At 59.1% G+C, this 19,921-nt stretch carries 17 protein-coding genes and 1 pseudogene; 10 read left to right on the forward strand and 8 right to left on the reverse strand.

The features are described 5' to 3' along the window. The first annotated feature begins 176 nt into the window (after positions 1–176). A complete protein-coding gene (gene hemB, locus KBY02_RS17880; protein ID WP_058823230.1) occupies positions 177–1,187 on the forward strand; it encodes a porphobilinogen synthase in 1,011 nt (336 codons plus the stop codon). Positions 1,188–1,203: 16 nt separating this feature from the next. After that, entirely contained in the window at positions 1,204–3,414 is a 2,211-nt protein-coding gene (ppk1, locus tag KBY02_RS17885; RefSeq protein WP_024643076.1) for a polyphosphate kinase 1, read from the forward strand. On the opposite strand, the gene ppx is transcribed toward ppk1, so the two are convergent. The 5 genes from ppx to KBY02_RS17910 form a co-directional block, all read right to left on the reverse strand. Next, positions 3,401–4,903, reverse strand: coding sequence for an exopolyphosphatase (ppx, locus tag KBY02_RS17890; protein ID WP_003403846.1), 1,503 nt, complete (start codon positions 4,901–4,903; stop codon positions 3,401–3,403). The genes ppk1 and ppx overlap by 14 nt on opposite strands. Before the next feature lie 803 nt (positions 4,904–5,706). Then, complete coding sequence (locus KBY02_RS17895; protein WP_003432251.1) at positions 5,707–6,441, reverse strand: amino acid ABC transporter ATP-binding protein; 735 nt, start codon at positions 6,439–6,441, stop codon at positions 5,707–5,709. After that, positions 6,428–7,078, reverse strand: coding sequence for an amino acid ABC transporter permease (locus KBY02_RS17900; protein ID WP_032608017.1), 651 nt, complete (start codon positions 7,076–7,078; stop codon positions 6,428–6,430). Before KBY02_RS17900 ends, KBY02_RS17895 begins: the two co-directional genes overlap by 14 nt. Next, the gene (locus tag KBY02_RS17905; RefSeq protein ID WP_003403260.1) at positions 7,075–7,740 is read right to left on the reverse strand and encodes an amino acid ABC transporter permease; all 666 of its coding nucleotides are present in this window, start codon (positions 7,738–7,740) and stop codon (positions 7,075–7,077) included. The genes KBY02_RS17900 and KBY02_RS17905 overlap by 4 nt, the downstream gene beginning before the upstream one ends. 31 nt (positions 7,741–7,771) lie before the next feature. Then, positions 7,772–8,557: a transporter substrate-binding domain-containing protein gene (locus KBY02_RS17910; RefSeq protein WP_011266305.1), complete on the reverse strand. Its 786-nt coding sequence runs from the start codon at positions 8,555–8,557 to the stop codon at positions 7,772–7,774. Between the two features lie 250 nt (positions 8,558–8,807). On the opposite strand from KBY02_RS17910, the gene KBY02_RS17915 reads away from it, so the two are divergent. From KBY02_RS17915 to KBY02_RS17940, 6 genes are all read left to right on the forward strand, one after another. Next, complete coding sequence (locus KBY02_RS17915; protein ID WP_024643077.1) at positions 8,808–9,512, forward strand: FadR/GntR family transcriptional regulator; 705 nt, start codon at positions 8,808–8,810, stop codon at positions 9,510–9,512. A 121-nt stretch (positions 9,513–9,633) separates the two neighbouring features. Continuing rightward, on the forward strand, positions 9,634–9,984 hold the full coding sequence (gene trxA, locus KBY02_RS17920) for a thioredoxin TrxA (protein WP_003403255.1): 351 nt from the start codon (positions 9,634–9,636) through the stop codon (positions 9,982–9,984). A gap of 231 nt (positions 9,985–10,215) precedes the next feature. Beyond that, a complete protein-coding gene (rho, locus tag KBY02_RS17925) occupies positions 10,216–11,475 on the forward strand; it encodes a transcription termination factor Rho (RefSeq protein ID WP_002551560.1) in 1,260 nt (419 codons plus the stop codon). 127 nt (positions 11,476–11,602) lie between these two features. Next, the gene (gene ubiD, locus KBY02_RS17930) at positions 11,603–13,069 is read left to right on the forward strand and encodes a 4-hydroxy-3-polyprenylbenzoate decarboxylase (RefSeq protein WP_003317344.1); all 1,467 of its coding nucleotides are present in this window, start codon (positions 11,603–11,605) and stop codon (positions 13,067–13,069) included. Then, positions 13,069–14,037 carry a CDP-6-deoxy-delta-3,4-glucoseen reductase gene (locus tag KBY02_RS17935; RefSeq protein WP_058399332.1) on the forward strand — a complete coding sequence of 323 codons (969 nt, stop codon included), beginning with the start codon at positions 13,069–13,071 and terminating at the stop codon, positions 14,035–14,037. Before ubiD ends, KBY02_RS17935 begins: the two co-directional genes overlap by 1 nt. Positions 14,038–14,245: 208 nt before the next feature. Next, on the forward strand, positions 14,246–14,914 hold the full coding sequence (locus tag KBY02_RS17940) for a gamma-glutamylcyclotransferase (protein ID WP_054092355.1): 669 nt from the start codon (positions 14,246–14,248) through the stop codon (positions 14,912–14,914). Here KBY02_RS17940 and glpT read toward each other — a convergent pair whose 3' ends face one another. Further along, the gene (gene glpT, locus KBY02_RS17945) at positions 14,915–16,264 is read right to left on the reverse strand and encodes a glycerol-3-phosphate transporter (protein ID WP_003403247.1); all 1,350 of its coding nucleotides are present in this window, start codon (positions 16,262–16,264) and stop codon (positions 14,915–14,917) included. It abuts the gene before it with no gap. A gap of 274 nt (positions 16,265–16,538) precedes the next feature. Between glpT and KBY02_RS17950 the strand changes: the two genes are divergently transcribed. Further along, positions 16,539–17,204: an energy transducer TonB gene (locus tag KBY02_RS17950; protein ID WP_011266308.1), complete on the forward strand. Its 666-nt coding sequence runs from the start codon at positions 16,539–16,541 to the stop codon at positions 17,202–17,204. Then, positions 17,201–17,836 (forward strand): hypothetical protein, encoded by a 636-nt coding sequence (locus tag KBY02_RS17955; RefSeq protein WP_032655409.1) that lies wholly within the window; start codon positions 17,201–17,203, stop codon positions 17,834–17,836. Before KBY02_RS17950 ends, KBY02_RS17955 begins: the two co-directional genes overlap by 4 nt. Positions 17,837–18,286: 450 nt before the next feature. Here KBY02_RS17955 and KBY02_RS17960 read toward each other — a convergent pair. Next, a pseudogene (locus tag KBY02_RS17960) lies at positions 18,287–18,693 on the reverse strand (hypothetical protein); the annotation flags it as partial. After that, positions 18,692–19,789 carry an IS630 family transposase gene (locus tag KBY02_RS17965; RefSeq protein WP_058399333.1) on the reverse strand — a complete coding sequence of 366 codons (1,098 nt, stop codon included), beginning with the start codon at positions 19,787–19,789 and terminating at the stop codon, positions 18,692–18,694. The gene KBY02_RS17965 and the pseudogene KBY02_RS17960, both read right to left, overlap by 2 nt. Between the last annotated feature and the right edge of the window lie 132 nt (positions 19,790–19,921).

A 19,921-nucleotide genomic window follows, 5' to 3' on the forward strand; every position in this document is an offset into this window, starting at 1 on the left:
AAGTGTCCATATGTGTCTCGACGTTAAAGATTCTTGCAACCACAATGGCCCTATCCCTTCAAAGGCCGCGACCGCGACGTGCAGTCGCAGGTCGAACCATGACTGTCACACATTGGTCATAATGGCGGCTTATAACTGTCGCGCTTGCCCGCGTAAGCGGGCTCAGGAGTCTCGCCGTGAGCTTTACCCCCGCTAACCGCCTGTTTCCTCTCACTCGTCTGCGCCGTAATCGCCGCGACGACTTTTCCCGTCGGCTGGTGCGTGAAAACGTTGTCACTGTCGACGATCTGATTCTTCCGGTATTTGTACTCGATGGTGAAAACCGTCGTGAATCCATCGCCTCGATGCCTGGCGTCGAGCGCTTGAGCGTGGATCTGTTGCTCAAGGAAGCCGAGCACTGGGTCGCGCTGGGTATCCCTGCGCTGGCGCTGTTCCCGGTGACACCGCTGGAAAAGAAATCCCTCGACGGCGCCGAAGCCTGGAACCCGGACGGCATCGCCCAGCGCGCGACCCGCGCCCTGCGTGACCGTTTCCCGGAGCTGGGCGTCATCACTGATGTGGCGCTGGACCCGTTCACCACGCATGGTCAGGACGGCATCCTCGACGAAGAGGGCTATGTTCAGAACGACATCACTGTCGACGCGCTGGTGAAGCAGGCGCTGTCGCACGCCGATGCCGGTGCTCAGGTGATCGCTCCGTCGGACATGATGGACGGTCGTATTCAGGCCATCCGCGAGTCTCTGGAGCTGGCCGGGCATGTCAATGTCAGGATCATGGCCTATTCGGCCAAGTACGCCAGTGCCTACTACGGCCCGTTCCGTGATGCGGTGGGTTCCTCCCTGAATCTGGGCAAGGCCAACAAGGCCTCCTATCAGATGGACCCGGCCAACAGCAACGAGGCCCTGCACGAAGTGGCGGCCGACCTTGCCGAAGGCGCCGACATGGTCATGGTCAAGCCAGGCATGCCTTACCTGGACATTCTGTACAGGGTCAAGGATGAGTTCAAAGTGCCGACCTTTGTTTATCAGGTCAGCGGTGAATACGCGATGCACATGGCCGCAATCCAGAACGGTTGGCTGAGTGAAGGGGTGATTCTCGAATCCCTCACTGCCTTCAAACGCGCCGGCGCCGACGGCATCCTTACCTACTTTGCTGTTCGCGCCGCTCAACTGTTGAAGGGGCAATAGCCTCACAGGAACATTCATGAATACCGAAGCACTCATCGAAGCCGCTGTTCAAGTCGATGTCCCGGAGGCAACGCCCGTGGTCGAACCTGACATCGAAGTAATCCCGGCCATCGAGGCACCCGCCGCTCTGGTGCCCGCTATCGTCGCGCCCAACCTGGACGACAGCAGCCTGTATATCCACCGTGAACTGTCGCAACTGCAGTTCAATATCCGGGTTCTGGAACAGGCGCTCGATGAGTCCTACCCGTTGCTGGAGCGGCTGAAGTTTCTGCTGATCTTCTCCAGCAACCTCGATGAGTTCTTCGAGATTCGTGTTGCAGGCCTGAAGAAGCAGATCACCTTTGCCCGTGAACAGGCGGGCGCCGACGGTCTGCAGCCGCATCAGGCGCTGGCCAGGATCAGCGAGCTGGTGCACGGTCATGTGGATCGTCAGTACGCGATCCTCAACGACATTCTGCTGCCGGAGCTGGAGAAACATCAGGTCCGCTTCATTCGTCGCCGTCACTGGACGGCCAAGCTCAAGGCCTGGGTACGACGCTACTTCCGCGACGAGATCGCGCCGATCATCACCCCGATCGGTCTCGACCCGACGCACCCGTTCCCGTTGCTGGTCAACAAGAGCCTGAACTTCATCGTCGAGCTTGAAGGTATCGATGCCTTCGGGCGCGACTCCGGTCTTGCGATCATTCCCGCGCCGCGTCTGCTGCCGCGTGTGATCAAGGTGCCGGAAGAGGTCTGCGGGCCTGGCGATAACTTCGTGTTCCTGTCGTCGATGATCCACGCCCACGCTGACGATCTGTTTCAGGGCATGAAGGTCAAGGGCTGCTACCAGTTCCGCCTGACCCGCAACGCCGACCTGGCGCTGGACTCCGAAGATGTGGAAGACCTGGCGCGCGCACTGCGTGGCGAGCTGTTCTCGCGTCGCTATGGTGATGCGGTACGTCTGGAAGTGGCGGACACCTGCCCGAAACACCTGTCGGACTACCTGCTCAAGCAGTTCAACCTGCACGAGTCCGAGCTGTATCAGGTGAATGGCCCGGTCAACCTGACGCGTCTGTTCAGCATCACCGGCCTGGATAGCCACCCAGAATTGCAATACCCGCCGTTCACGCCAGCCATTCCCAAGCTGCTGCAGAACAGCGAAAACGTTTTCAGCGTGGTCAGCAAGCAGGACATCCTGTTGCTGCACCCTTTCGAGTCGTTCACGCCGGTGGTCGACCTGCTGCGCCAGGCGGCAAAAGACCCGCACGTGCTGGCGGTACGCCAGACGCTGTATCGCAGCGGAGCGAACTCGGAAATCGTCGATGCACTGGTCGATGCCGCGCGTAACGGCAAGGAAGTCACTGCGGTGATCGAGTTGCGTGCGCGTTTCGACGAAGAGTCCAACCTGCAACTGGCCAGCCGCCTGCAGGCCGCCGGTGCGGTGGTGATCTACGGCGTGGTCGGCTTCAAGACCCACGCCAAGATGATGCTGATCCTGCGTCGCGAAGCGGGCGAGATCGTGCGTTATGCGCATCTCGGGACCGGCAACTACCACGCCGGTAACGCACGTCTGTATACCGACTACAGCTTGCTGACCTCCGATGACGCCTTGTGCGAAGACGTCGGTAAACTGTTCAGCCAGTTGATCGGCATGGGTAAGACGCTGCGCATGAAGAAGCTGCTGCACGCGCCGTTCACGCTCAAGAAAGGCATGCTCGACATGATCGCCCGCGAGACGCAATTTGCGCTCGATGGCAAACCTGCACACATCATCGCCAAGTTCAACTCGCTGACCGATCCGAAGATCATCCGGGCGTTGTACAAGGCCAGTCAGTCCGGTGTGCGCATCGATCTGGTGGTGCGCGGCATGTGCTGCCTGCGTCCGGGCATCGCCGGGGTTTCGCACAATATCCATGTGCGCTCGATCATCGGCCGCTTCCTGGAGCACACGCGGGTGTTCTACTTCCTCAACGGCGGCGACGAGCAGATGTTCCTGTCGAGTGCCGACTGGATGGAGCGCAACCTCGACAAGCGCGTCGAGACCTGCTTCCCGGTGGAAGGCAAGAAGTTGATTCTGCGTGTAAAGAAGGAGCTGGAAAGCTACCTGACCGACAACACCCACAGCTGGCTGTTGCAGTCGGACGGGCGTTACGTGCGCAGCACGCCGACCGGTAATCAGAACCCGCGAAGCGCCCAGGCGACCCTTTTGGAGCGCCTGAGCAACCCGGTCCTCAGCGTACGCTGAAGACGATGCCGACTCGGGTCAGCCACTCCGCTTCCAGCGCGAAGTCGGCCTGAGTCAGCTGATTGTTTTCCAGCCAGCCTTTCGGGAATTCGGCGTCCAGATTCGGGCCGTCGGCACGCAACGTCACACGCGGCATCTCCTGGGTGCCGCGAATGTGGTGAAACAGAATCGCAAAGCGCAACAGCACGCACAGGCGAATCAGCTTGATGCCTTCAGCGCCGAAATCGGCGAACTTGTCCTTGGGAATATTACGGCGATGACCGCGCACCAGCAGTGCGAGCATTTGCTGGTCTTCGCGTGAGAAGCCGGCCAGGTCGGAGTGCTCGATCAGGTACGCGCCGTGCTTGTGGTAGTGATAGTGGGCGATGTCCAGGCCGATCTCGTGCACCTTGGCCGCCCAGCTCAGCAGTTCGGCATAACTCTCGTGCTGCAATTCCCAGCTCTCGGCAACCTGCTCCAGCGCATGCAGCGCCTTGGCTTCGACGCGTGCAGCCTGTTCCAGATCGACGTGATAACGCTCCATCAACGAGCTGAGTGTGCGTTCACGTACGTCTTCATGATGATGGCGGCCCATCAGGTCGTACAGCACGCCTTCACGCAGGGCACCTTCGCAGTGATCCATGCGCTTGAGTTCGAGGGCGTCGAAGATGGCTTCCAGAATCGCCAGGCCTGCGGGAAAAATGGCGCGACGGTCGGGCTTGATGCCATCGAAGTCGATCTTGTCCACGTCACCCAGCTTGAACAGCTTGCGCTTGAGCCAGGCCAGCCCTTCGGCGTTGACCTCGCCAGCGCCGTAACCATTGGCCTTGAGCGCCAGACCGATAGCACGAATGGTGCCTGACGAGCCGATCGCTTCATCCCACTTGAGGCGATGCAGCGCGTGTTCAATGCTCATGATTTCCAGGCGCGCAGCGGTGTACGCCTGAGCGTAACGGGCCGGTGTCACCTTGCCGTCGCGGAAGTAGCGCTGGGTAAAACTCACGCAGCCCATCTGCAGGCTTTCCCGCAGCAGCGGTTCGAAGCGCTGGCCGATGATGAATTCGGTACTGCCGCCGCCGATGTCGGCGACCAGACGTTTGCCCGGGGTGTCGGCCAGCGTGTGGGAGACGCCCAGGTAAATGAGGCGCGCCTCTTCGCGGCCGGAAATCACTTCCACCGGGTGGCCGAGAATTTCTTCGGCGCGGTGAATGAAGTCGTTGCGGTTACGCGCCTCGCGCAGGGCATTGGTGCCCACGATGCGCACCGCACCGGGCGGCAGCCCGTTGATCAACTGGGCGAAACGTTTCAGGCAGTCGAGACCGCGCTGCATGGATTCTTCGGTCAGCTGGCGCTCTTCGTCGATGCCAGCGGCCAACTGCACCTTCTCGCCCAGGCGCTCAAGAATGCGAATCTCGCCCTGATTGGCTTTTGCCACAACCATATGAAAGCTGTTGGAGCCCAGGTCGATAGCGGCGATCAGTGAAAAATTCTTGGGTGTTGAGTGCGGCATGGTCAGGAAATCCGGTTCGATAACCGGACCATCGTGCCACGATCCATGCCTGCCGCCAACGCGAAGCTGTTCAGGCACCGGAAATACCCGGTATTACTCGCGCGCGTGGCGTATGGCTATCAATGCCATGTGACGCAGAGCGTCACCAAAATGCATTGCCACGCTAAAGCGTGCGGAACGAGAGGTATCCCTAAGAACGCCATCTTGTCTATGCGCCGCGCTCAGCGTAATACACAGTCTTCGTGGGAGCGAGCTTGCTCGCGAAGAGGCCGGTGCAGCCCCCGGAGATATGGCGTTTGGACCAACGCCTTCGTGAGCAAGCTCACTCCCACCAGGATTTCTGTCCAGCCCGATACAGCATGTACACAGTCTTCGTGGGAGCGAGCTTGCTCGCGAAGAGGCCGGTGCAGCCCCCGGAGATATGGTGTTTGGAGCAACGCCTTCGTGAGCAAGCTCACTCCCACCAGGATTTCTGTCCAGCCCGATACAGCATGTAGCTGTGACGCGGAGCGTCACGAAATGCATTTCCACGCGGAGCGTGAGGAACGATAAGTGCCCGCAACATGCTCCGCGCTCAGCGTAATACACAGTCTTCGTGGGAGCGAGCTTGCTCGCGAAGAGGCCGGTGCAGCCCCCGGAGATATGGTGTTTGGACCAACGCCTTCGTGAGCAAGCTCACTCCCACAAAGATTTCTGTCCAGCCAGACACTGCCGCTTCAGCCCTTTTCCAGGCTCTTCGGGGTTTGTGTATAACGCTGATCGCTTCGCGTGGACATGCTGTTCCGGACGCTCTGCGTTCAGCGTCAGGCGTGCTCCACTGTGCCGATGAAGTTCGCCAGTTCCGGGGTTTTCGGGTTGGCAAAGAGTTCTTTCGGGTCGCCCACTTCGTGCACCTTGCCCTGGTGCATGAACACCAGCTTGTCGCCCACTTCACGCGCGAAACGCATTTCGTGGGTGACCATGATCAGGGTCATGCCATCGGCTGCCAGTTGGCGGACCACGCTGAGCACTTCGTTGACCAGCTCCGGATCCAGCGCCGAGGTGATTTCGTCGCACAGCAGTACCTTGGGCGACATCGCCAGCGCGCGGGCAATCGCCACGCGTTGCTGCTGACCACCGGACAGGCGATCCGGGAAGGCGTCGAACTTCTCGCCCAGGCCGACGCGTTCGAGCATCTTCCTCGCCAGTTTGGCGGCCTCGGCCTTAGGCACTTTCTGCACGACCTGCGGCGCCAGCATGACGTTCTCGCCCACGCTCAGGTGCGGGAACAGGTTGAACTGCTGAAACACCATGCCGACCTTCTGGCGCAGCGTGCGCAGGTCGGCGCGTGCGGCGTCCAGGTATTCGCCATCGACCTCGATCACGCCATCGTTGATCGACTCCAGACCGTTGAGCGTGCGCAACAGGGTGCTTTTGCCCGAGCCGCTGCGACCGATGATCGCCACGACCTGGCCTTCTTCGACCGATAGATCGATGCCTTTGAGCACGTGATGATCGCCATAGTATTTATGCAGGGCGGAAATTCTAAGCAGAGGCATGCAGTCTCCTTTCCAGATGGCGCGCGCACAGCGACAAGGGGTAGCACAGGATGAAGTAGCCCAGAGCAACGAAGCCATAGACCATGAAAGGTTCGAACGTAGCGTTGGCCAGCATGCTGCCGGTCTTGGTCAGTTCGGTGAAGCCGATGATCGACGTCACCGCTGTGCCTTTGACCACTTGCACGGAAAAGCCGACCGTCGGCGCGACCGCGATGCGCAACGCCTGCGGCAGAATCACATAGCGCATCTGCTCGAACGGGGTCAGCGCCAGGCTCGCGGATGCTTCCCACTGGCCCTTGGAGATTGATTCGACGCAGCCACGCCAGATCTCCGCAAGGTAAGCGCTGGTAAACAGCGTCAAGGCCAGTGCCGCCGCCGCCCAGGGCGAAATATTCAGGCCCATCAGGGCGACACCGAAGAACACCAGAAACAGCTGCATCAACAGCGGCGTGCCCTGAAACAGTTCTATATAGAGTTTCGCGGTCACGCGCGGGCCGGATTTTTCCGAGGTGCGCATGCCCATGATCAGCAAGCCGATCAGTCCGCCGCCGATGAAGGCCACCAGCGACAAGGCCACGGTCCATTGCAGGCCGATCAGCAGATTGCGCACGATGTCCCAGAGGGTGAAATCCATCAGCGGTTCCTCGAGATGTAGCGACGTCCGATCCAGGCCAGCAGTTGCCGGATCAACAGCGCCATGGCCAGGTAGATCAGCGTGGTCACGATGTAGGTTTCGAACGAGCGGAAGTTGCGTGACTGAATGAAGTTGGCAAAGAAGCTCAGCTCTTCAGTGGCAATCTGCGAGCAGACTGCCGAGCCGAGCATGACGATGATGATCTGGCTGCTCAGTGCCGGCCAGACCTTGCCCAGCGCCGGAACCAGCACCACGTGGCGAAAGGCTTCGTAGCGACTCATCGCCAGCGCAGCCGATGCTTCAAGCTGGCCCTTGGGAATCGCCTGGATACCCGCCCGCACGATTTCGGTCGAGTAGGCACCCAGGTTGATAACCATCGCCAGCACCGCTGCCTGCCATTCCGTGATCTGCACGCCCAGCGACGGCAGACCGAAGAAAATGAAGAACAGCTGGACCAGAAACGGTGTATTGCGGATCAGCTCGACATAGATGGCGAAGATCGTCGCAAAGGGCTGGATCTTCCAGGCCCTCACGACGGCACCGACAATGCCAAGGCTGACACCGAGCAAGGTGCCTATAGCCGTCAGTTCCAGCGTGAACAGAGCCCCACGCAACAGCACGTCGAGGTTCTGCAGGACCGGTGTGAAGTCGAAGTGATAAGCCATGGGTGAATCCTGTGACCGAAAAAAGCAGTGATCAGAGATCGGCGGGTAGCGGGTCCTTCAGCCATTTCTGTGACGCTTTTTCCAGCGTACCGTCAGCCTTGGCAGCGTTCAGAATCTCGTTGACCTTGCCCAGCAGTTCCGGCTGACCTTTGTTCACGCCAACGTACACCGGCGAGTCCTTGAGTTTCACTTTCATCGCCGGAATGCGCTTGGGATTGCGCTCACTGATGGCGACCATCACCACGTTGCCGCTGGCGATCAGGTCAGTCTGGCCAGCGAGATAGGCCGCGATGGTCGAGTTGTTGTCTTCAAAGCGCTTGATGGTCGCGCCCTCGGGAGCAACGTTCGACAGCTCGATATCCTCGATCGCGCCACGGGTCACGCTGATAGTCTTGCCTTTCAGGTCAGCGATGTCCTTGACCGGCGAATCAGGTGGGCCGAATACCGCCAGATAGAAAGGTGCGTAGGCGCGCGAGAAGTCGATGACTTTCTCGCGATCCGGGTTCTTGCCCAGGCTGGAGATCACCAGGTCGACCTTGCCGGTGGTCAGGAACGGAATGCGGTTGGTGCTGTTGACCGGGGTCAGCTCCAGCTTGACCTTCAGCTTGTCAGCCAGCAGCTGTGCAGTATCGATGTCCAGGCCGCGCGGCTTCATGTCCGGGCCGACCGAGCCGAATGGCGGGAAGTCCTGCGGAACGGCTACCTTGAGGGTGCCGCGCGCTACAACGTCGTCCAGGCCGTTGGCGTGGGCGGGTGTCTGGCTCAGCATCAGACTGGCAAACAATGCAGTAAGCAGGGCGCTGTAACGCTTGGTCATATGAAGTCTCCGGGCGAAACGAAAGGTGTTGGCCTGTCTCCAGTGCACAGCGCATGCCATTCGCTCTTGAGCTGCCATGAATAAGGGTTTGCAGCGTGTTTATGGTCTTACTGGTCTGACCAGTTGAGCGGCGCCGCGCCCTGCTTTGGCGCGCTTTAAAGCCTTGCCGCCCCAGGGCTGGGCGTCGCTTGCCGAATGTTCGAGATGGGGATAAAAGGGATTTTTACTGGACTGACTGGCCTGAACAGTGATGCCGCACACTTCACTCGCAGTACCCGAATCAGCCCTCCGGGCCATTCGCAAATTGATCGCCGAGCAAGGGTACAAGCCCGGCGAAAGCCTGCCGTCGCAACGCGATCTGGCGGTATTGCTGGGGGTCAGTCGTGCGTCCTTGCGTGAAGCCTTGTCGTCGCTCAGCGCACTCGGAGTGGTCAGTGTCCAGCCCGGCAAAGGCGTCTTCGTGCAGTCGATTTCTGAACCAGAACAGCGCACGGGTGGTTTTTCCTGGCCTTATGAAGCTCAGGTTTCCCCGGCCGACACTTTTCAGTTGCGCTATGCACTGGAAGGTTTCGCTGCAGGCATGGCCGCCGTGACCCTGACCGCCGACGAGCGCGATGTACTGGAGGACAACGTCGAAGCCATGCGCCTGGAATTGCGGGCCGGTGACTTCGAGGCTGCGGCGCGGCTGGACTTCGAGTTTCATCGGCACATTCTGGCCGCCAGCGGCAATCAGGCGATGCTCGGGATCGTGACTGCCGGGGCCGACATCTTCCTGGAAAGCCAGAAGATGCCGTTCATCCGGGCGGCCAGGGTCATGGAGACCTGGCAGGAGCACCGCAAGATCCTTCGCGCGCTGGCCCGACATGCGTCAGGGCCTGCGCAAAAGGCCATGCAGGACCATATTCGTGGCGCGGCACTGCGCACCGGCATCGTCTTCGTTTCACCCGCGAACTGAGCTACTGCCATAACCTCAGTCATGTTCTACGATAGCAAGACTCAATGAAGCTTCGCTTCCTGAATAGCATAAGGACCGCTATGATGAGCGTCGTTTTTAGCCTATGACCTCGGAGACTTCCATGAGTAGCGACCTTATCAAACACGTCACCGACGGCACCTTTGACGCCGAAGTACTCGAGGCTCAGGGTCCTGTGCTTGTTGACTATTGGGCTGAATGGTGTGGCCCTTGCAAAATGATTGCCCCGGTTCTGGACGAAATCGCCAGCACCTACAAAGGCAGGCTGACGGTTGCGAAGTTGAACATCGATCAAAACCCGGACACTCCTGCCAAGCATGGTGTTCGTGGTATTCCTACGCTGATGCTGTTCAAGGGCGGCAATGTGGAAGCGACCAAAGTTGGTGCGCTGTCGAAGTCGCAGCTGACTGCGTTTCTCGAAGGAAACGGTATCGACCTTCCTAAACCTGTTTGAGACGTTTCAAAGCCCCGCAAAATGCGGGGTTTTTTTCGGGTGTCGTACTAGACGCCTGGAAAATCAGGTGGTACATTCGGCCCCGCAACGGCTTCTCCGTTGCCCCCTGCTAGCCGTCGCCGACGCTCTCCTTTCGATTTAGTACGCGATCCTGTCGCCTTTTCTGCGGCGCGGCCTCATTAAGCCAAAAGCTTAATTTCCCCCTCCATACATGATTACGTCATTCCCCATATGAACCTGACTGAACTCAAGCAAAAGCCGATTACCGAATTGCTCGAAATGGCCGAACAGGCTGGCATCGAGAATATGGCCCGTTCGCGCAAGCAGGACGTCATTTTCTCCCTGCTCAAACGGCACGCCAAAAGTGGCGAGGAAATATCCGGTGATGGCGTGCTGGAGATTCTCCAGGACGGCTTCGGTTTCCTGCGCTCTGCAGATGCTTCCTACCTGGCCGGCCCGGATGACATCTATGTCTCCCCCAGCCAGATCCGCCGCTTCAACCTGCGTACCGGCGATACCATCGTTGGCAAGATCCGTCCACCCAAGGAAGGCGAGCGTTATTTCGCTCTGCTCAAGGTCGACACGATCAACTACGACCGTCCGGAAAACGCCAAGAACAAGATTCTGTTCGAAAACCTGACGCCGTTGTTCCCGACGATTCGCATGAAGATGGAAGCCGGTAACGGTTCCACCGAAGACCTGACCGGTCGTGTGATCGATCTGTGCGCACCGATCGGTAAGGGCCAGCGTGGTCTGATCGTTGCTCCGCCGAAGGCGGGCAAGACCATCATGCTGCAGAACATCGCGTCGAACATCACGCGTAACAACCCGGAAGTGCATCTGATCGTTCTGCTGATCGACGAGCGCCCGGAAGAAGTGACCGAGATGCAGCGCACCGTGCGCGGCGAAGTGGTTGCCTCGACGTTCGACGAGCCGCCAACCCGTCACGTACAGGTTGCCGAAATGGTGATCGAGAAGGCCAAGCGCCTGGTCGAGCACAAGAAAGACGTCGTCATCCTGCTCGACTCCATCACCCGTCTGGCACGTGCCTACAACACCGTCATCCCGAGCTCCGGCAAGGTATTGACCGGTGGTGTCGACGCTCACGCACTCGAGAAGCCAAAGCGTTTCTTCGGTGCTGCGCGTAACATCGAAGAAGGCGGCTCGTTGACCATCATCGCCACCGCACTGGTTGAAACCGGTTCGAAGATGGATGAAGTGATCTACGAAGAGTTCAAGGGTACCGGCAACATGGAACTGCCTCTGGATCGCAAGATCGCAGAGAAGCGCGTGTTCCCGGCCATCAACATCAACCGCTCCGGCACACGCCGTGAAGAGCTGTTGACCGCTGATGACGAGCTGCAGCGCATGTGGATCCTGCGCAAGCTGCTGCACCCGATGGACGAAGTCGCGGCTATCGAGTTTCTCATCGACAAGCTCAAGCAGACCAAGACCAACGACGAGTTCTTCCTGTCCATGAAACGCAAGTAACTGGCAGGCTGAAACAAAAAATGGTGTCCTTCGGGGCACCATTTTTTTTGCCTGCATGCCGCCGATTAGCTGCCTTGACGGGCTGGAGCAGGTACGATGTGCGTCTATTGGATAAATGGCCGGGTTAATGAAATTCAAAGATCTTAGGGATTTCGTGCAGCAGCTTGAGCAGCGCGGAGAGTTGAAACGCATTCAGATGCCGATCTCGCCTGTGCTGGAAATGACTGAAATCTGTGACCGTACCTTGCGTGCCAAGGGGCCGGCCCTGCTGTTCGAAAAACCGGTCGGTTTTGATATCCCGGTGCTGGGCAACCTGTTCGGCACGCCAGAGCGCGTCGCCATGGGCATGGGTGCCGAAGCGGTCAGTGAGCTGCGTGAAATCGGCAAGCTGCTGGCGTTCCTCAAAGAGCCTGAGCCACCCAAGGGCTTGAAGGACGCGTGGTCCAAGCTGCCGATCTTCCGCAAGGTCATCGCCATGGCGCCGAAGGTCGTCAAGGATGCGCCATGCCAGGAGGTCGTCATCGAAGGCGATGACGTCGACCTCGGCATGCTGCCTGTACAGACCTGCTGGCCGGGCGATGTCGCGCCGCTGATCACCTGGGGCCTGACGGTCACCAAAGGCCCGAACAAGGAGCGTCAGAACCTCGGCATCTATCGCCAGCAGGTCATTGGTCGCAACAAGATCATCATGCGCTGGCTCAGCCATCGCGGTGGCGCGCTGGACTTCCGCGACTGGTGCGTCAAGCATCCCGGCGAGCCTTATCCGGTGGCCGTCGCACTGGGCGCGGACCCGGCGACCATCCTCGGTGCCGTGACGCCGGTACCGGACAGTCTGTCCGAATATGCCTTTGCCGGGCTGCTGCGTGGCTCGCGCACCGAACTGATCAAATGCCGTGGCAGCAATCTGCAAGTTCCGGCCAGCGCCGAGATCGTGCTTGAGGGTGTGATTCATCCGGGCGAGATGGCCGACGAGGGGCCTTACGGGGACCACACCGGCTATTACAACGAAGTCGACAGCTTTCCGGTGCTGACCGTCGAGCGTATCACCCACCGTATCAAGCCGATCTACCACAGCACCTACACCGGTCGTCCACCTGATGAGCCGGCGATTCTGGGCGTCGCGCTGAACGAAGTGTTCGTGCCGATTCTGCAAAAGCAGTTTCCGGAGATCGTCGATTTCTACCTGCCGCCCGAGGGTTGCTCGTACCGCATGGCGGTGGTGACCATCAAGAAACAGTATCCCGGCCATGCCAAGCGCGTGATGCTGGGTGTCTGGTCGTTCTTGCGCCAGTTCATGTACACCAAATTCGTGATCGTCACCGACGACGATATCAATGCGCGGGACTGGAACGACGTGATCTGGGCCATCACCACGCGCATGGACCCCAAGCGCGACACGGTCATGATCGACAACACGCCCATCGATTACCTCGATTTCGCCTCGCCGGTGTCCGGCCTGGGTTCGAAAATGGGGTTGGATGCCACGAACAAATGGCCAGGTGAGACCAGCCGCGAGTGGGGCAGGGCGATCGTCAAGGACGAAGCCACCACACGCCGGGTGGACGAGATCTGGACTCAGTTGGGAATAGACTGATGCGCGTAACCTTGCAGCCATCAGGTGCGGTGCTGGAAACCCTGCCGGGCGAGCGGATACTCGATGCGGCACAACGCCTGGGCTACGAGTGCCCGCAGAGCTGTCGCAATGGCAACTGCCATGTCTGCTCAGCCCTGCTGGTCGAAGGCCGGGTGATGCAGTCAGGGCAGACGCTTGATCACGGCGAAATTCATACCTGTGTAGCCGAGCCGCTGACAGAGTGCTTAGTGCTGTGGGATTGCGTGTTGGCCAAGGGCGAACTGCCGGTGCGCAGTTTTGCCTGCCAATTGAGCGAATGCGTCGAGGTGGGTGGCGATGTCTGGCGGGTCGGCCTGCGCGCCCCGGCCGGCAAGCCGCCGCGTTATCATGCCGGGCAGTACCTGATGATCGAGCGCGAGAACGGCGAGAAGTCGGCGTTTTCCATCGCATCGGCGCCGCACAGCGGTCGCGACCTGGAGCTGCACGTGCTGGCCCGTGAAGACAGTGCGCGCAGCCTGATCGAACAACTGCAACGCAACCGCATGGCGCGGGTCGAGCTGCCCTTTGGCGACACCCACCTCGCCGAGCTGCCGGACGGGCCGCTGGTGCTGATCGCGGCCGGTACGGGCATGGCGCAAATGAACAGTTTGTTGGAACACTGTCGCTCCACAGGCTTCAGTCATCCTGTGCACCTGTATTGGGGCGTGCGTCGTCCCGAGGATTTCTACCAGGTCAGCCATTGGGATGAGTGGGCGAAACTGCCGAACCTGTTCCTGCACAAGGTCGTCAGCGACCTGTGCGGTTGGGAGGGGCGTTGCGGTCTGCTGCACGAGGCGGTTTGCGAGGATATCAAGGACCTGTCGGCCGTTCACGTCTACGCCAGCGGCTCGCCTGCGATGATCTACGGAACCCTGGACGCCCTGGTTGACGCCGGAATGGATGCACATCAGATGCGCGCAGACGTATTCGCCTACGCACCGCGTCCGTAATGCCGGACTGACGGCTGCAGGAGTGGAGTGTAAATTGCTTTAACTGATTACAACCGATGGCGATGCCTGTTCGTCGCCAGGCAACTTTTAGTAGAGGCAGGCCCTTGGCCTGTGGCAACAACCGAACCACGACACCCTGATGCCGCTCAACCACGAGCGAGTCGGCGGGGCTCGGTAAAAACTGGCAGTCAGACTGTCAGGGAGGCAAATGGAGAATCCAATCAACGAGTTGGCCGCTGCAGTGCATGACGGTCTTGGCCTGACGTATCCGCCCGTTATCGATATGGGCCCACAGCTTACCCGCGAGCAACTGCTCGCATCCATGAACGCCACCATGCGTCGTCACAATGGCGGCCCGGTCTGGCTGTTCGCCTATGGTTCACTGATCTGGCGTCCCGAGTGCACCGCCGTGGAGAGCCAGCGCGCCCGAGTGCACGGTTATCACCGCGGACTTTACCTCTGGTCGCACGAACACCGTGGCACGCCGGAAGTGCCGGGGCTGGTATTCGGTCTGGACCGTGGCGGTTCATGCACCGGCTTCGCGTATCGTCTGCCGGATGAATGCCTGGAAAAATCACTGCTGGCCTTGTGGGAGCGCGAGATGCCGTACCCCTCGTATCGCCCGCACTGGCTCAATTGCCGCCTTGAAGATGGCCGGAAGGTACAGGCCCTGGGCTTTGTGCTGGAGCGGCATCTGCCCAGCTACGCAGGCAACTTGCCGGACAGCGTGCTGAGCCAGGTGCTCGCCAGCGCCAGAGGGCGCTATGGAACCACCCGCGAGTACGTCGAGCAGACCGCCAAGGCCCTGCGTAGCCACGCCATGCCAGACCTGAATCTGGAGGCGCGGCTCAAGCGCTGCAAGTCAGAGACTGCCTGATCAGCCTTTGGTGTCGCGAGATGTGCTGGCGACCTGTTTGTGCCGCAGCGTCGGCGCAAGGAACACCATCGCCAGAATGCACGCGCCGATCAACAGCACGAAGCCGCCATCCCAGCCGAAGTGGTCAACCGTGTAGCCCATCGCTGCGCTGGCCGCGACCGACCCGCCCAGATAGCCGAACAGCCCGGTAAAGCCGGCGGCCGTGCCTGCTGCCTTCTTCGGTGCCAGTTCCAGAGCCTGCAGGCCGATCAGCATCACCGGTCCGTAGATCAGGAAACCGATGGACACCAGCGCGATCATGTCGACGGTCGGATTGCCTTCAGGGTTCAGCCAGTACACCAGCGTGGCGATGGTCACCAGAAACATGAACACCATGCCGGTCAGGCCGCGATTGCCCTTGAAGATCTTGTCCGACATCCAGCCGCACAGCAGCGTGCCCGGAATGCCCGCCCACTCGTAGAGGAAATACGCCCAGGAAGTCTTGTCGACCGTGAAGTGTTTGGCTTCTTTCAGATAGGTCGGTGCCCAGTCCAGCACGCCATAGCGCAGCAGGTAAACGAACACGTTGGCCATGGCGATGTACCACAGGAACTTGTTGCGCAGCACATACTTGACGAAGATTTCCCGGGCGCTGAATTCTTCCTCGTGGCTGGCATCGTAGCCTTCCGGGTAATCGTTCTTGTAGTGCTCGATAGGCGGCAGGCCGACCGATTGCGGGGTGTCACGCATGGTCGCGAAGGCGAACACCGCGACCAGCAACGCAACCGCCGCCGGCACGTAGAACGCCGCATGCCAGTCGTTGGTCCAGCCCATGCCGAGCAGGAACAGCGGGCCGATCAGGCCGCCGCCGACGTTGTGCGCCACGTTCCACACCGACACCACACCGCCGCGCTCTTTCTGCGACCACCAGTGGACCATTGTCCGCCCGCTCGGCGGCCAGCCCATGCCCTGTGCCCAGCCATTGATGAACAGCAGCACGAACATGATCGTGACACTGGACGTCGCCCACGGCGCGAAGCCGAAGATGAACATGATCCCGGCAGAGACCAGCAGGCCGAACGGCAGGAAGTAACGCGGGTTGGAGCGATCCGAAACGATGCCCATGAGGAATTTCGACAAGCCGTAGGCAATGGCAATGGCAGACATCGCCACGCCCAGCTGGCCACGCGTGTAGCCTTCGTCGATCAGATACGGCATCGCCAGCGAGAAATTCTTGCGCAGCAGGTAGTAACCCGCATAGCCGATAAAGATGCCTGCGAAGATCTGCCAGCGCAGACGCCGATAGGTGCTGTCGACCTTTTCTTCGGGAAGGGGTGCCTGATGCCTGGCAGGACGGAAAAACCCAAACATGGAGAAGCTCCTGATTATTGTTGTTTTTGCGAATGCGAATATTACATTTTCATTACAGAAAAAAGCAGTGCCTTCGGGCTGATTCTTTGTAGGAAATGCAGGCAATCAGCTGTTGTTTTACGAACATTGCGTAAATGTTTACAGGTGTTTCAAGTATTTGGGATGGATCCTACAGGCGTATCGGAAGTCGTGTGCTGACTGATGTGTCGGCAGGTTCATACCATCGTCATCACCGCGCCCTGGAGGTGCACCACGACGATGAGCCCCTACAACAATGAGAATGACCGCGTTCATGATTACCGCAGCACTGGCCGCTCACGTCGGCGCTGCAGAGCCATTTCTGGTGCCGATATACACGCCGACACCGGTTTTTCCGCCTGAGCTGGTCAAGACCCGCTATGCAGGCAAAGTCCGCGCCCAGTTGTGGATCAAGTCCGATGGGCAGGTTCGTGAAGTCCGGGCCGTCGAGAGCGGGCATCCGCAGCTCGCCGCAGCGGTGGAGCAGGCACTCCGCCAATGGCGCTATAAACCCTGGGTCGGAACAGTCGGCGCGCCGCCCATGACCACGATCACCGTGCCCGTCATTTTTGGTTCCCACGGCTATCGGCGCTTCAACACCGAAGTGACCGTGGGCCTGGGAAACATCCGCTGCGGCTACCTGAACCACGAAGTGAAATCCGCCCGCCAGGACTATCCCAAGGAACCACTGAGTAAGGTCGACGTGTTCTGGTACACCGGGCAGGCGCTGTTCGGCAGCCATGTTGCCCACCTGCGCAGCGAGCCCCAACGCCAGGTCCTGCTTGAGCAACTGGGCGCCGCGATACCGATGATGGTCAGCAATTGCCGAAGCAATCCCGATCGTCTGTACGGCGATTATCTGCCAGCGCCGATCAAGGCGTTGATCGTCGGGCTGGCCGAGCAAGCGGAGGGCAGCGAATGAGCTGCGTGCTGGGTTGTATGATGCTTACGGGGTTGCTTTCGGCGGGGGGAGCACAGGCGTTGCCGTCTTATCCTGTGCCCTTGCACATGCCTGAGCCGGGCTATCCGACATCGATGCTTGGTTCCTCCGTAAAACGCAGTGTCAGTATCAGGGTTTTCATTCAGGCCGATGGAGGCGTGCGCTTCCTCGAAGTGCTGGGCGCGCCCGATCCTAGGCTCATCAGCCTGACCCGAAGTGCTGTCGAACAGTGGGTCTTCGAACCCTGGCAGCCGTCTGCTTCTCATCCCGAGGGCGAAGCAGTTACGGTCACGTTCAATTTCACGGGGCGGCCACATACCAACCCGCCGCTGGCAGCCAATGTCGAGCTGAAGCAGGTGTTGTGCTGGCAGCTGAATACGGAAATGTTCGAGGGACGCAAATGGCGCAAGGACGTCAAGCCGGATGCGCTGATGCGGACAGAACTGTACCTGTCGAGCAGTCCGGTCATAGAGCAGTTTCTCACACCGGACGAGCGTCAGGCCCTGGTTCTTGAGCTGCTGGAAGCGACGCCGGGCATCGTCGCTCAATGCCAAAAAAATCCGATGCGCAGGTATGTTGATTATTTGCCGGAGAATGTGAGGAAGGCGTTGTAAGGGTTGAGCGGTATTGATTACGGACATCGTGAGCGCCGCGTACTTGTGGGAGTGAGCTTGCTCACGAAGGGGCCGGTACAGCCGACGGATATCTCTCGTTTCGCACGCGTCAGCGGGAGCGCCTTTCTTAAGGCTCCGCGTCACCATTCGCTCCATGAGCCACATTCAAGATTGGACGTAAAGTCTCCAGAAAAGCATGAGCGGGCATGGCAACGAAAATGTTTGTTGCCTTGTGAATACGCCTTCGCGAGCAAGCTCGCTCCCACAGTTCAGGTAATCCTCCTGCTTTTGAGTGAGTTTCAGTCTGGAGGTCTGAACCGGATATCGTCGTCAGTTACCAAATGATCCGACCTTCAGGCAGGTGGATTATTTGCCGGAGAATGTCAGATCTATCGTGTGGTGCCGGTGTCAAAGCAGTGCTGACTTGACCCGGCACCTCCAGCGAAATGATCAGTGAACAGCGCTCATATTTTGAATCGCTTCAAGCTGACTCATGTCAAGCGCTCCGTGAGCGCTGATCGTATTCGAGAAGTCGGTGATCGCGATTTCGATAGTGCCTATCAGCACCTTGATCGCATTATCGATTTCTCGCGACGCCTCAGGCCCGAACGTCATCTCTATCGCTCGGTTGGATTCGGCCTCTTTAGCGCGAGCTTCCTCGGCGTTGCGTAGGGCCAATGCGTGCTCGGCTTCTTCGACCTGACGCTGTGCAAGCTGGAACGCTGCCTCTATGGCTCGCTGCTGCGCAGCCTGTTCTTCCGCGAGTCGGCTCTTACGCGCGCTGCTTCTTCGGCTTGGCGTTGTGCGGCTTCCTGGGCAAGGCGCTCTGCGTGTTGGCGACCAAGTTTTACTAGCCTAGTGTGCTGTTTTCGAAATAATTTGCTTTTTACCTGCGGTTTCAAGTGCTTCACGCGCCCGTTGAATTTTGTTCAAAATCTCCTCTCCCTTTGCGTTCCAAACGTATCGGGTCGGCTGAGCATTACGTAACGCCATGAACGCTGTAATGGAGCTCTCCAGCTCGCGAACCGAGGCAAAACTGCCTTCGCGAAGATACACCGTGGTGTCTCGAAAGAAGCGTTCAACCATGTTCATCCAAGAGCTGGAGGTTGGCGTGAAATGAATATGAAAGCGAGGATGTTTCGCCAGCCACGCTTTCACAGCAGCATGCTTGTGGGTCGCATAGTTATCGACGATCAGGTGAAGCTGGAGGTGTTTGGGCGTTTCTTTATTGATCTTCTTGAGAAAATCCAACCACTCTTGATGCCGGTGCTGACGCTCGATGCTGCTGATCAATTTTCCTTGGAGGTAATCCAGTGCGGCGAATAACGTGACCGTGCCATGGCGGGTGTAATCGTGCGATCTAGTCTGGATATGACCGATGCCCAAAGGTAAACCCGGCTGTGTTCGCTCCAATGCCTGAACCTGACTTTTCTCATTGCAGCACAACACCAAAGCCTTGTCCGGTGGGGCCAGATAAAGCCCGATCACATCCCAGAATTTCTCCTCAAACTGCGGATCGTTGGACAACTTGAATGTGCGCGTCAGGTGGGGCTTTAAATCATTGGCAGCCCACAGTTTATGGACGGTAGTCGAGGAAATACCCGCCGCCTTTGCCATGCTCCGACAGCTCCAGCGTGGTTCTCCGATGCGAGGACGGGTGATCTGTTCCAGGACACGGCGAACTGTCTCGGCAGGCAAAGGCGACTTGCGTCCGCGTCCCGGTTTGTCGATCAGTCCATCAAGCTGATGTGCTTGGAAACGCTGGCACCAGTCGGTGATCGTCGGGCAGGAAAAACCGGTCAATCGCGCAATGCTGTCTCGGGTTTCGCCTTCGGCAGCCAGTAGAATAATCCGTGCTCGCCGGCCTTCTCGCTGAGGAATGGTGGCAGAGCGCACCCGTCGTTTCAGCTCGGTCTTTTCTTCAGGGCTAAGTGTGATGTCCAGAGCGCTCATGGCAAGCTCTCCAAGGCAGGGATAACGTTTGAAGTGTAGACGAAATGCACAGAAAATTATTTCGCGAACAGCACACTAGCGGCGGCGATGACGCGGGCGAAGATGAACTAATATGTTCATCATCACTCGCTG

Source organism: Pseudomonas sp. P129, from assembly GCF_020312195.1.
Lineage (GTDB): Bacteria > Pseudomonadota > Gammaproteobacteria > Pseudomonadales > Pseudomonadaceae > Aquipseudomonas > Aquipseudomonas fragariae.